Source organism: Sulfobacillus sp. hq2, assembly GCF_002903155.1.
Taxonomy (GTDB): Bacteria; Bacillota; Sulfobacillia; order Sulfobacillales; family Sulfobacillaceae; genus Sulfobacillus; species Sulfobacillus thermotolerans.
In genome coordinates, this window is sequence record NZ_NWUL01000010.1 from 783 (window position 1) to 12,756 (window position 11,974).

The following is an 11,974-nucleotide window of genomic DNA, read 5'->3' on the forward strand; positions in this document are numbered from 1 at the left end:
TTGCCGCGGCCCGCACGTACGGCTATGACGTGCTGATTCTCGACTCGCTCTCCCATGCCTGGGCGGGCAAGGACGGCATCCTCGAGCGGCAAGCGAAGGCCGCGGGCCCGGACCAATGGGGCAACGACCGGCTGGCCTGGCGCGGTGACCTCCGAACACAACGCGTTGATCGAGGCCATTATGCAGGCGCCTTTGCATGTCCTCGTGACGTTGCGGTCCCGCGTGGACTATGTAGTCGAGACCGACGCGCAGGGCAAAGTCACCGTGCGGAAAGTCGGGTTGCGCCCCATTCAGCAAGACGGGCTGGAGTTTGACCTCGATGTGGTCGGCACGCTCGATGAGGACCATACCTTGACGATCACCAAAACCCGATGCGCCGCGCTTTCGCGGGGGGTCTTTCCGGAACCGGGCGCCGAGGTGGCGACCCTCTTGCGGACGTGGCTTCAGGACGGCGCGGATCCATTGGTGGACGACGCGGCGATGCAGACGTTAGGCGCGTGGGTGAAGGCGCATCCGGTCAGTGTTCCGGAGTTGATGCGCCGGATTAACGCGATTTTGCACACAACCTATCAAAATCCCCGGGAGTTAACCCAACCCGAGTTTGCCCGGGTGATGGCGGCATTGACCCAAGACACGCCGGCCGATCCCGCGGCGTCGGCCTAAGCCCCCCGCCTGCCGGCGGGGGCGTCGACAGGCAGCTTCGCCTTATCACAATCGAAAGGAGTGGATGCGCATGAAACAATTTCGTCCGGCGACCAAACAATTCAGCTATCTCCGCTTAGCCTTGATCGGCCCCGCGGGGTCCGGCAAGACCTATAGCAGCCTGCGGATTGCCACCGCCTTGGGGGCTCGGGTGGCCGTGATTGACTCGGAACGTGGCTCGGCTTCCAAATATGCCGATGAGTTTGCCTTTGATGTCCTCGAACTCGAGACGTTTGCGCCGCATGAATATATTGAGGCGATTCGGGCGGCCGTGGCGGGCGGCTATGACGTGCTGATTATTGATTCGCTGTCGCATGCCTGGGCGGGCAAAGGTGGTGTCCTGGACATGCATGATGCGGCCACCGCCCAAGAACGCGGCGGCAATAGCTATACGGCCTGGCGGACCGTCTCGCCCGAGCATAACAAGTTAATTGAGGAAATTCTGCACGCCCCGGTGCATATCATTGCGACGCTGCGGTCGAAAATTGCCTATGTGCAAGAAAAAGACGACCGGGGCAAAACGGTGGTGCGCAAGGTCGGCATGCAACCGATTCAGCGCGAGGGGCTGGACTTTGAATTTGATGTGGTGGGCGATCTCGATCAGACGAATCGGCTGGTGATTACCAAGACGCGCTGCCGGGCGCTGGCGCAAGCGGTGATTCGCCAACCTGGGGATGAGGTGGCGCGGACCTTAAAAGCCTGGTTGAGTGATGGCCCGCCCGCGCCGGCCCGGTTGACTGACGATCAGGTCAAAGCCTTGTGGCAGGCGGCCCGACACCGGGGTCTCAATGCCGACGGGTTGCGGGCCTTCTGTAACACCCTCCTCGGCACGCAGTATGCGACGCCGCGGGAGGTGCTCTCAACGGATCTTCCGCGGGTGTTAGCAGCGTTGGCAGATGACACAGCCCCCGCCCGGTCCTCCTAATGACGCAAAAAAGGGCACCACCCGGGATAAAAACTCGGATATAGCCAAGGCTGCCGCAATTCCGCCCAAACTTCCTACTCACCACATTGCAACAATGACCCACCACCCAAGCCTATTAAGCTACTCCTTCGGGGTACGTGTAGCTGTGGCCGAGAACCCCTCTAAAACCACAGACATCCTGCGGACGCTGGCCACCCCGAGGATATAGTAAAACTAGCATTGCTCCAACGAAATGACCTACCGCTCAAGGTGTTGGGCGTCTTGGCTCGAAGTAATAGAGAGGAAGTCAAGCAGGCCATGAGAGACCCACACATTACCGAACAAATGCAGGTGCTTGTAGGACTGTTAGCTTAGTATTGTGACTAACACCTGGATTCCCTCGGCAAGTTCATGAAATTAGGGGTGATGCAACACAATATTAGGAATATTGCATGCAGGATGGAGTCTCATAGAAGTTCTAGGTCTTGTTTTAAATCTGCAACGCGAGAACTATCTTTCGCCTGAATCCAATATTCCTCACACTTCGACAAGATAACCAATGCCTCTCGGCGATGTCCAAGCTGCCCACGGATGATCCCCACGTTTTGCATAGCCAACCAATACTCTGCAGATGGCTTGTGGTAAGTAGCGACCGCTAAGTCAGCATTCGTGTACGCCTTCTGCCATGCGTTGGTTCTTCCATAAACAGCTGATAACCCATGGTGTATGAACGCCGCCACGGGTTGCGTCTTAATCTTGAAATTAGCAGGAATGCACTCCAAAACGTCAATATATTGCTGTTCGGCTTGGTAAAAATCTCCTTGGCGTAACAAAGCAGAAGCAGTTCCAATGCCGGCGCGAACACGAATGTCTAGCGGGGGAGCGAGTGCCATGAGGGTTTTGCCCCAACTCACTGCCGATTGCCATTGTCCACGTTCAAACAAGATCCGTTGAAGCTGATATCCGAGATGGAGTGCCCATTCATTTTTGCCTTGACCAAGAAGCCACATAATCGAAGACGTTAGCCATGACACATCTACCTGTGTCATACCAGTGTTAATGAGGCGAAGCACACGGTGGTAAATCTCGTAGGCAAGGGCAGTATCGTGGCCCGAGATGGCGTCCCACCACAACTGTTCCAGTTGTTGAAGAGCAACGTTTACTTGCCCATGCCCAACCAAATCGTCTGTGAAAAGCAGTTGCGAGCGATTGCGAACTGGTTCATCCGCAGTTTCCAACAGTTTACTCACAGAGATTTTTACTCGTTTTGCTAATTCAACAACGAGTTCTACAGGAGGCGATACTTTGTCTCGTTCAAAGAGGCTAACGTATGACCGATCACAAAGATTTTCGCTGACTTCCTGTTGGGTAAGTCCGAGAGCCAACCTAGCAGCCCGAAATTTTGCCCCTATTTTCACGTGAATTTTCTCCTTCGATTGTGGTAAATATTCACCTCGTGAATGTCTATTGTTTGATAACATATCAAAAAATCATAAATATCACAATTAGTTAATCGGGAGGAATATTTATGAAATTGGCTTTACGGAATGCATTATTGGTTTTAGCTCTTGGCTGGATGTTTTCGTCGATTAACTATGGTGTCATGGGTAACCCAAGTCAGTCACAAGTTGCCGTTGCATCCAGCACACCACTACATCAAGGCTTGACTGATCCCGGCTCCCCGTAACGCGAGACTTCTAAACGTCATGGAGATACAAGACACAAGTGGTAAGGGGACAACACGGAACTGTTCCTGGCAGCGAGTCCCCAACCAACGTGAACGAGACACATAACCATGCCAGAATTTCTATCGGCGAAAAACAATGAGCGTTGGATCAGCCTCGTTCAACAGGGAAATCTTGCTGGACTCAGAAGCATTCGAAGGATTTTAGCCAAATATACTGCCAATCAAAACATGGTTCGTATGGATGAATTAATCGCACTGTGTGAAGAAGATATATCAGCACGGTTGCTGTTGTCGTCTTCATACTTTTCCCGGTGGATAAGCATGATGGCCACGGGGTTAATGAAAAGAGACTTATCACGCGTTGTAAATTTGGTCTCATATGCTCACTGGTTCTACGCTTTAGTGGTCGAAGGGGGTAAGATTAGTACCATTCCCACCCTTACAATTGCGACACGCCTTCATGAAGACGCGGGATTAAAGAGGGAGGATGTGCTTGAGGCCCAAAGGGAAACTCGACTCTTAAAGACCTTTTCTTTGGGCGCGCGGCAGAATCCATGGCTGGAAGACTATGTTAGTGAACTAAACCAAAGAGACCCGATACCTCCCTACCCGAAAGACATTATTGGCCTCATTCCCTATGACGATGAAACAGTGCAAGCGCTCAATAGGGCTCTTGTAGTGATCAAAAATTCCTCCGATACATTCTACGACGACTGTCTAACGTTTTTAAAGGAGATAGTCGTGGTAGATTGCAAATACACCGCCAATTTTACCGATAAGGCGTTTTTCGGAGTAATTTTCTTGTCCGCAAATTTCGCCGCTCTTGATGGCGCCAATTTGACAGCGGAACGCATTATTCATGAAGTTGGCCACATTAAGCTTAACGCCATAATGGTGAGCGAACGTCTACACTTTGCACCAGCCGACATAAAACTAAAATCACCATTGCGACGGGACCCACGCCCCGTCGACGGCGTCCTCCACGCCGCTTATACCTTTGCCAGGATAAGCAGATTTTGGGCGAGTCTTACTCCACACCATGATCAACGTTATGAGGCTGTATGCAATATTGTCAATCAGTGCATTGATCAGTTAAGCACTGTCGATCACTACCTTACGGATGCCGGGCGAAGGCTATTGGATGAGATACATGGCTGCTCCGCGACACCTAGGACGGAGGGATTATAAGTTGACTGAAATTAGACTTAAGCCAAGTACGGCGGTCTTCCCAATAGGGGAATGGATATTTATCGCACATCAACGCGGAAAATGCAAAGTCCCAATCGATATGAAGGATGAGGTGCGCGACATTTGCCGCGGCATAAGTACAGAAAAATTAACACATGGTCACCGAATCTTGGTGAGGATATTGAAGGAAAGGGGGTTGTTGGACGAACACATAACACCGCCACGAGAAATCAGTCCCAGATTCGAGCGGCTTATCTCATACTTGGCAAGGTTTGAACCAGAGCAGGATAGGATGTCCTCGTTCGGCAAACTCCAAAGCACGCGGGTATGCGTCGTTGGGCTTGGCGGACTAGGCACGTGGATGGTTCAATCGTTGGTTATGTTGGGAATAAGACGACTCATATTAATTGACGGTGACGCAATAGAAATATCTAACTTTAATCGTCAACTGTTCTGGCGCGAAGAAGATATTGGTCGGGCTAAAGTAGAGGTCGCCGTTGAAAGATTGCACCAATGGGATCCTAGCCTAGAGATTGAGTCTCATTTCCAATACATCACCTCGTCTGAGGTGGTACGGCAAATTTTATTGGAAACCGGACTTAACAGTATCGTGTGCAGATCAGCCATTGTGGTACATTCGTCGTTGGATCAACGAGGCGTGCATATCACTAAATATTCCGTTTGTAGTAGTGGCGGGTTCGAAGGTTGGGCCGCTGGTTGTGCCGGGTCAAACCGCATGCATAGAGTGTCAATGGACGCAAGTAAAAAGAGATTACCCTCAGTACGAGAGGGATTTAAATGCCTGTCTATCAATACCGCAGCCGGTCCGAGGTTCACTTGTATCGGAGCCAATGTCGACTGTGGGAGCTGCGTCCTGGGATATATTCAGATTTGTGACCGGAGTAGAGTTTCCGCGTTCCATGGGTGCCGAGCTTGTGCTTTCTAATGCTTCGTCAGAACTACACCCTATCACAAAAGACCCTCGTTGTAGTGTGTGCGGAAACCTACGTATGAAAGGAGGTGATTAGGCACATGGATTCACGCATGGAAAACGAACTGACCGAAGCCGACAACCGAGATCTCTTCGTACTGACAGAAGACGATCAGGCAGCGCTCCAAGACTTCGGAGCTCAACTCCTGTGGGAGTACAACTACGTCGAGTAATAAGAATGCCCGGGGGACGCGCCAGCGTTTCCCGGGTACCTTAGAAAAGGAGACAGTGCGCCTTGATAAGGTCCAACAGGACGTACTTTTATCTGCTATTAACGGGATTGTGGCTGACAACAATAGGGAATGGAATTTTTAGCATTGGTGCCATTTGGTCTCTCAGTGGTCGGAGTCCAACCGACGTCGTCTTGTTTGGCATTATTGGAGCGCTGCCCATGGCAGTGGTTAGTTTATTCGCGGGGACAATCGTGGATCGCACTCCGAAACTGAAAGTACTAATTATCAGCGACGTGACTTGCATGTTCCTTACGCTTATAGCAAGTCCTTTTGCGGCAACTCAGTATACCAGTATGGCTTTAATTGGGTTGAATGCGATGCTGACAGTCTTTAGCTTGACATATTATCCAGCGCTGAATGCGTCTATCCCGCTCATGTCCGATGAGAAGCAAAGGATTTCGTTTAACTCACATTTGTATTTTGCCATCGGGTCAGGCAGATTCGTCGCCCCTTTATTAGGCGGGTGGATCGTTGCCTATTTAAGAACACCATATATCTTGATTATTGATTCAATTTCATTCGCGGCTTCTGCCATCGCTGCTTTCATCGCTTTTCGCGGCATGAATATTCGCGAAACGCCCCCGGGCAAAAAAGCTCCACAGAAAAAGAGCGTCTTGATTTCAAGCATAGAGGGCTTGTCATACCTGCGAAGTGATAGGCCATTGTTGTTATTTGTGTTGGCTTTTCCATTTATTGAGGCAGTCGAAGCAGTTTTCCCGTTGGGCGTACCTCTAGCGCTTCGACAGTATCACTTGAGCTCACATATCTACGGTGTAATAATGTCTTGTTTGGCTTTTTCGTTGATTCTGGGTACCATCCTCTCGAGAGTGAAAGCCCTAGCGGTCTCATATCGCAAATACTTGTCCGTAAATTTTTTGATTCAATCTTTGGGGATGCTTGTCATAGCTTCTGGTTGGCCCCGAGTTTATATGGCGGTGATTGGTGTCTGCGTGTTGGGGTTCACGTCAGGGATAGCGCAGGTTCATTTTGCGTCGCTAATACAGACCAAAGTTAAGAGAGAGTTTTTGGGCAGAATGTTTGCAACTGTGAATTCGCTCGCGACCGTGTTAGTTCCTTTAGCGCCTCTTATGTTGATTCCATTTCGACAGGCGCAAATGGGGGACCTGTTTTATGCATTGTTCGGTATCATGTTCGGTTGCGGGCTGTTAGTATTTATCGGCATTCGTAATATTACAGTAAGAGGGTAATGATAATGTCACACACACGCGCAGTCCACCTCTCGCGTCTTACAGACGGAACATTGTTAACAATAACGCGAACCGAAGAGGGGGCTCTTCTTGAGAACGAAGAAAACAGACTTTTGATTAAGGAAGAATTCAAAATTGCGGGGCGGGACGAGTATCTGCACTTATGCCTGAGCAACGGACTTCGTAGCATCCGAAAAATAAATGGACGAATTAAACTACTACCGGCGTTTGTGCCCGTTGCGTTATTTGGGATGACCACATTCCGGTAAGTGATCTAGGTATGCGGCGAAGCTCTGGCTCTCTTTGCTTTTGGTATAAAGATTCTTGGATTTGGAGATCAAGTTCGAGACGGAACCAAGGCCAAATTGGTACAGCCAACATATTGGCAGCCGCTCCTAGTCCAGACTTTCTGGCGCTTGTTTATGTAAAGGACCATGTGCCATTTGTCAGACTGGTAGACCACGTCAACACTACGGGTACGGACACGCCGCTTTCACTCTCGATAATCAATGATCTATGTTGGTATAGCGAGACCGTTCTAGCCATCACGGGAATTTACGAAGTTAATAGCAGTATAGTGTTTATAGACGTCATAACCAAAAGGGCAACAGAGGTTGCATACAATGGTACAATTTCGGCATTGGCCGTGTCGGAGTCTCGACTGTACGGAATTGCTTCGTCGGCCATTTCCCCTCCTGTACTCACAGAACTCTATCCGCAAGCCAACGTTGTTTCGACGAAAACCATCCGAACGCACTACTACACCGACAACCCCAGCATTGTAATACCCGGTTCAAATCAAAACTTGGTTATTTTCCTTCATGGTGGACCGATCGGCTGTTGGCACAACACATACAACCCCATCGCAGAGGCTTTATCAAGTCAAGGTTTTCATGTTATCCTTTTCAATTCCTCGGGTAGCAATGTCGGTGGTAAAAGTCGGTTCCTTGCTGCGGACTATGGGAGGGTAGATTTGCACGAGTTGTTCCAAGCTTTTTGTGAAATGACCGAGGATTATCCAACCAGTGCGATTCACATCGTTGGGGATAGTTACGGAGGGTATCTGGCATGGTTGTTTGCAATCCAGATGCAAAAACTCCCACGCAGAATTCGTTCACTTGTGATACTGAATGGATTTATGTCACCGGATGATCTCCAATCGGACAACCCAGCTGTTCGTGTGTTGAAGAAATGCCTTCCGAATCCGGCATTTCGGAGACCGGATGTAGACAAGATTCTATTTGTGACCTCAAGGAATGATAGGCTCATATGTTCTGTCGGCATTGAATTAAATTGCTCAACCATGGGCATCCCTTGCAAAGTCATGAATTCCGGTCATCAGATTTCGGATACGTAATTAGTTATGGAGTTGGCCGAAACTGTGGTCGACACCCTACATAACAACTGAAGAAGGAGTGTTCAAAGTGTCGGAAAACTTCGATGTGGTAATTATCGGAGGCGGCCCCAGCGGTGCGTCATCAGCATTATTACTGGATCAATTTGGGTATAAGGTGTGTCTTGTCGAAAAAGATGAATTTCCTCGATTTCACATTGGAGAGTCGTTATTATCCATGTCTCTACCCATTTTAAGAGAGCTGAATCTGCTCAGTGTCATTGAGAGTGCGGGATTTTTAAAGAAGTATGGAAGTGTGTTTATTTGGGGAGAGCCTCCAAGTGGACCTATGTCAATAAAATGGACACCCGAAATTGAGACATTAGCCGTGGCGCGCATGATACACCGCCTCGGCCTCGGCCGGAGTCTGGTAATCCAGGGCACCATGGATCCGCTGCCGATTATAGAAAATCTCGATATAGGCAAAGATCGCCCGTTCGGCTTCGTCTCGGTTTCGAAATTTCGTCAGGTCAATGAGCTCCTTTTTCAGGAGGCTATGCCATGATTCAATCATGGCATTATCATAGCAATTCCCTTTCCGACTCATGCTGGCTGTCATCCCGTATTGTTGAAGACGCTCTTGGTACGCCGTCGCGGCCTATGGGCTACCGCGATCCGAGTGATGCAGCACGCCGGCCGGCGGCCGGCTGTGCGTGACCGCGCGGTCTAAGGCTCGGAGAACTAAGTCTTGCGTCATGCGCCGATCCACCGCCCATCCCACAATTTTTCGGGTGTACAAGTCCTCAAGGCTTGCTCAAGAGAGCCATCCTTCCTCGGTGGGGATGTACGTGATATCCGCCATCCACACGGCATGCGGGCGATCCGCGGTAAAGGTTTGATTCAGCACATTCTCGTGTATGGGGAATGCGTGCCGCGAATTGGTCGTGGCCTTATATTTGCGCACCACCCGGGACCGCAGCCGATGGTCGTGCATCCACCGCGCCACCGTTTTTTGACTGATGCGCTCACCTTCCCGCCGTAACACGGCGGTGATTTTGGGGCTGCCGTAGCGTTCCCCTGACGCGGTAAACACTGCGCGAATCCGTTCGACCCGCCGGGCCCGGGGACGGGGTGGACGATGGCTCCACGCCTAAGACCCGCTTCGCGAAACGTCGAGGATTTGGCACCTCTGCGTGATCGAGACGGGGAAGCGGTGTGCATGAATGAACGGAAAGAGTACTTCCGATCGTTGGTGAAGATGCGCATCGCTTTTTTTAGGATCGCATTCTCCTCTTCGAGATCCCGAATGCGTCGTGGCAAATCGCGCAGGGCTTGGTCTTCCGCTTTCAGATGCCCACGACCCACAAAGGGTTCCACCGGATCGCCCTTATACGCGGCAACCCAACCATATAAGGTCTTAGGGGGAATGCCCAGTTCACGCGCCACTTGCGCGCCACTTTTTTGTTGGGTCAACACGAGTTGAACCGCTTGTTCTTTAAACGCTCGATCATATTGATTGGCCATCGGATTCACCTCAATTGAGAATTATTGTATCATCATGTCTCAATTCGAGGTGTCCACAATTTAGACTAACATCCAGGGTTCCGGCACTTTGGAGCGCGCACGCGTACCGGATTGTGGCGCCTTCAACGGCGACCAACTCTCAAAAGTCGCCACAAATTTCTCCTCCAGACTAAATCCGAATTGCATCGACTGATGCATGCGAGTGTGCTGGTCCAACAGCAGTATCTGAGTCGCGCCCTGCGCGGTTTCTTCGGATACTTTGGGTTACCGGGCTGTTATCAGGCACTGGAAACGATTCGCCTTCAGGTGCTTTATGCGTGGATTCAAGTGTTGCGGCGACGAAGCCAGCGCACCCGCCTCATGGTGGCAAGATAATCGGGGAGCCGGATGTGATGCGGTAATCCCGCACGTCCGGTTCTGAAGGGGTTCGCGGCCCAAGAGAAACTCGCTAAGAACAGCCAAGCCTCGAGGCCGCATTCTACCTACCTAATCCCTATGCGGGCTACGAAAAGGGGAGCGTTGAGAATAAGGTGGGTTATTATCGCCGGAATCTCCTCGTCCCCGTGCCGGTGGTTCCCGACTTGGTCGCCTTCAATCACCAGTTACGAGCGCGCAGCGAAGACGATTGGGACCGGTCCCACTATAAGAAGGGGAACGCGATTCGCACGCTCTTTGCGGCGGACCGCGAGGCGTTGCGGGCTCTCCCCCCGCAGGCCTTCGCGCCGTATCGCTATACTCCAGTGCGCACCGACCGACAAGGCCGTTTTTGTTTGGAAGGCCAACACTGGTATTCTTCCGCACCGGAGTATGCCCAACAAGCCTTGATTGTGCGCGTCGGGGCCCATTCGGTCGAACCCTTGGCGGCCGATGGCCGCCTGTTGACGCGTCACGATCGCGTCTATGGTCCCCACCGATCCGACTCTCAGGACTACCGTACCACGATTTATCGCGTGGCGCAAAGGCCGGGCGCCTGGCGCAATAGCCCGCTCCGGTCGGGCTTACCGGAAGCGGTGCGCACCGCCTTGGACAGCGCCGGGCGCACGGATCTCCAAGCCGCCCTGGAAGGATTAGCGCATTGTACGGAGCGATGGGGGTTTGAGCACGCCGTCCGTGCGCTAGAAGAGACGGTGGCAGCCGGTCGCATCCAAACAGCCGATATTGTGGCCATGGCCCGGCGGATCGCGCTCGCGCCGGACTCTACCCCGTCTCCCGTCGTCGATTTGCACCCGTACGATGCCTTGCTCGAAAGGCGGTCCGCGCCATGATGCTCTCGAAAGCGCGCCGCACGCGCCGCGAGGTCATTGCCAGCTACTGCAAGCGGCTGTCGTGGAGTCAAACCGCCGTCACCCTCTGTGAACAGGCGACGCCGTTGCAGGAAGTCTTCCTGGAGCAGGTCATGGCCGCGGAGTTGGCCAACCGGGAAGTGGGGCGCCGCGCCCGCCTGTTGTCGCGCGCGGGATTTCCCGCGCACAAGACGTTGGCGGAGTTTGATCGTCAGGGGGTTCGCTTACCGAGCGTGTTGAGCTGGGCGGATCTCGAACACGGGACGTTTATCGCGGATCACCGCAATCTCGTGTTTTTTGGAGGCGTGGGCTTGGGGAAATCGCATCTGGCCATCGCCTTAGGGATGGCGGCCTGTGACCGGGGCCAGATCGTGCGCTTTTTTACGGTGACGGGTTTAGTCGTGCGCCTCACCGAGGCGCTGAAGGCCGGAACCTTAGAACGCGTCTTCATGGAGTTGCAGCGCACAGACCTCCTCATCCTGGACGAATGGGGGTATTTACCCATCGACCGGGAAGGGGCCCAATTGCTGTTTCGGGTCGTCGCGGACAGTTATGAAACCCGCAGTCTCATTCTCACCACAAACTTGGAATTTTCCAAGTGGGGAGCGGTGTTCACGGATGACCAAATGACGGCCGCCATGATCGATCGTCTCGCCCATCACGGACACTTGCTCCTCTTCGAAGGGGAAAGCTATCGCATGCAGCACGCGTTAATGAGGGAGTCGTAATCACGATCACAGCGTTACGGCCATACCATCTTCTACCATAATTGCCAAATAAAAATCCCCATAGCCATGGGGATTTTTATTGGCAAGAATGAGGATTTTTTCGGCTCTCCCGCACTTTTGCTGAAAGATAGGCAGAATGGGAGCATGGTCCTTGCCGTGTGGTTCGAATGGTGCCGAATAGGTCGACGAGGAT

General features: G+C 52.0%; 13 protein-coding genes and 2 pseudogenes. 12 read left to right on the top strand and 3 right to left on the bottom strand.

Features of this window, described 5'->3' with window-relative positions; all coding sequences use genetic code 11:
* Positions 1 to 180: 180 nt before the first annotated feature.
* Both CO251_RS00955 and CO251_RS00960 read left to right on the top strand, forming a co-directional pair.
* Entirely contained in the window at positions 181 to 663 is a 483-nt protein-coding gene (locus tag CO251_RS00955; RefSeq protein ID WP_103373952.1) for a hypothetical protein, read from the top strand.
* Between the two features lie 70 nt (positions 664 to 733).
* Positions 734 to 1,627 (top strand): ATP-binding protein, encoded by an 894-nt coding sequence (locus CO251_RS00960; RefSeq protein ID WP_103373953.1) that lies wholly within the window; start codon positions 734 to 736, stop codon positions 1,625 to 1,627.
* A 446-nt stretch (positions 1,628 to 2,073) separates the two neighbouring features.
* On the opposite strand, the gene CO251_RS00965 is transcribed toward CO251_RS00960, so the two are convergent.
* Positions 2,074 to 3,024 carry a helix-turn-helix domain-containing protein gene (locus CO251_RS00965; RefSeq protein WP_158246106.1) on the bottom strand — a complete coding sequence of 317 codons (951 nt, stop codon included), beginning with the start codon at positions 3,022 to 3,024 and terminating at the stop codon, positions 2,074 to 2,076.
* Positions 3,025 to 3,140: 116 nt separating this feature from the next.
* Between CO251_RS00965 and CO251_RS17310 the strand changes: the two genes are divergently transcribed.
* The 7 genes and pseudogenes from CO251_RS17310 to CO251_RS17685 form a co-directional block, all read left to right on the top strand.
* Positions 3,141 to 3,293, top strand: a complete 153-nt coding sequence (locus CO251_RS17310; protein ID WP_158246107.1) for a hypothetical protein — start codon at positions 3,141 to 3,143, stop codon at positions 3,291 to 3,293.
* A gap of 108 nt (positions 3,294 to 3,401) precedes the next feature.
* On the top strand, positions 3,402 to 4,481 hold the full coding sequence (locus CO251_RS00970; RefSeq protein WP_103373955.1) for an HEXXH motif-containing putative peptide modification protein: 1,080 nt from the start codon (positions 3,402 to 3,404) through the stop codon (positions 4,479 to 4,481).
* 292 nt (positions 4,482 to 4,773) lie between these two features.
* Positions 4,774 to 5,427: a ThiF family adenylyltransferase gene (locus tag CO251_RS17980; RefSeq protein ID WP_369825221.1), complete on the top strand. Its 654-nt coding sequence runs from the start codon at positions 4,774 to 4,776 to the stop codon at positions 5,425 to 5,427.
* Between the two features lie 86 nt (positions 5,428 to 5,513).
* Positions 5,514 to 5,645, top strand: coding sequence for a hypothetical protein (locus CO251_RS17885; protein ID WP_255398080.1), 132 nt, complete (start codon positions 5,514 to 5,516; stop codon positions 5,643 to 5,645).
* Positions 5,646 to 5,707: 62 nt separating this feature from the next.
* A complete protein-coding gene (locus tag CO251_RS00980) occupies positions 5,708 to 6,913 on the top strand; it encodes an MFS transporter (protein ID WP_103373957.1) in 1,206 nt (401 codons plus the stop codon).
* A 280-nt stretch (positions 6,914 to 7,193) separates the two neighbouring features.
* Entirely contained in the window at positions 7,194 to 8,270 is a 1,077-nt protein-coding gene (locus tag CO251_RS17985) for an alpha/beta fold hydrolase (protein ID WP_103373959.1), read from the top strand.
* Positions 8,271 to 8,355: 85 nt separating this feature from the next.
* Positions 8,356 to 8,571 (top strand): annotated as a pseudogene (locus CO251_RS17685) (NAD(P)/FAD-dependent oxidoreductase); the annotation flags it as partial.
* A gap of 57 nt (positions 8,572 to 8,628) precedes the next feature.
* Here the strand turns inward: CO251_RS17685 and CO251_RS00995 are convergent.
* Positions 8,629 to 9,770 (bottom strand): annotated as a pseudogene (locus tag CO251_RS00995) (IS3 family transposase).
* Between the two features lie 180 nt (positions 9,771 to 9,950).
* Between CO251_RS00995 and CO251_RS17105 the strand changes: the two are divergent.
* From CO251_RS17105 to istB, 3 genes are all read left to right on the top strand, one after another.
* On the top strand, positions 9,951 to 10,145 hold the full coding sequence (locus CO251_RS17105; protein ID WP_146038947.1) for a hypothetical protein: 195 nt from the start codon (positions 9,951 to 9,953) through the stop codon (positions 10,143 to 10,145).
* Positions 10,146 to 10,300: 155 nt separating this feature from the next.
* Entirely contained in the window at positions 10,301 to 11,035 is a 735-nt protein-coding gene (locus CO251_RS01000) for a transposase (protein ID WP_242968166.1), read from the top strand.
* Positions 11,032 to 11,781 carry an IS21-like element helper ATPase IstB gene (istB, locus tag CO251_RS01005; protein WP_103373960.1) on the top strand — a complete coding sequence of 250 codons (750 nt, stop codon included), beginning with the start codon at positions 11,032 to 11,034 and terminating at the stop codon, positions 11,779 to 11,781. Before CO251_RS01000 ends, istB begins: the two co-directional genes overlap by 4 nt.
* Positions 11,782 to 11,787: 6 nt before the next feature.
* Here the strand turns inward: istB and CO251_RS17570 are convergent.
* Positions 11,788 to 11,974: hypothetical protein (locus CO251_RS17570; RefSeq protein ID WP_207654596.1), on the bottom strand; the 187-nt coding region annotated here is incomplete at its 5' end.